1 protein-coding gene and 1 pseudogene are annotated in these 462 nt (G+C 65.2%); both read left to right on the top strand.

The window, feature by feature from the left end:
• Positions 1-220: pseudogene (locus tag HWX25_RS33005) on the top strand (GTPase HflX); the annotation flags it as partial.
• A gap of 49 nt (positions 221-269) precedes the next feature.
• Positions 270-462: protease modulator HflK N-terminal domain-containing protein (locus HWX25_RS33000; protein ID WP_175912790.1), on the top strand; the 193-nt coding region annotated here is incomplete at its 3' end.

Genomic DNA, 462 nt, shown 5'->3' with positions numbered 1-462 from the left:
CGACGCGGTCGAGCGCGATGAGTATGGTAATATTTCGCGCGTCTTTTTGAGCGCACGCACGGGCCAGGGGCTCGATACGCTGCGCGCCGCCATTGCCGAAATCGCGAGCAGCGATGCGCTTGCCGGCACGGGGTTGCTGCCCGAGCGCGACGTTCGGTTCGATGGCAACGGGCTGACCGAACCGCACGACGACCACACGGTTTCCGAACACGGGCACTGACCGGCAGCCTGCCGGCACAGTCGAGGCCCAATCTGGTGAACAAACTCAGGTGAACGATTACAACGAGCGGAGTTCCTGGCTGCGCAAGCGCCCGATGCTGTCGATCAACGATCCCCGCTGGGGTCGCGGCGAGGGCAATGGCGACAAGTCCCGCAAGAACGACCCGAAGCGTCCGCCGCCCGACGGCGAAGGCCCCCCCGATCTCGACGAAATGTGGCGCAATTTCAACCGGCGCCTGGCTG

This window comes from Burkholderia sp. BCC1640 (assembly GCF_902833125.1).
GTDB classification, from domain to species: domain Bacteria; phylum Pseudomonadota; class Gammaproteobacteria; order Burkholderiales; family Burkholderiaceae; genus Burkholderia; species Burkholderia diffusa.
Note: the sequence above shows the minus strand (reverse complement) of the source record. Positions and strands in the feature narration are given on the sequence as shown.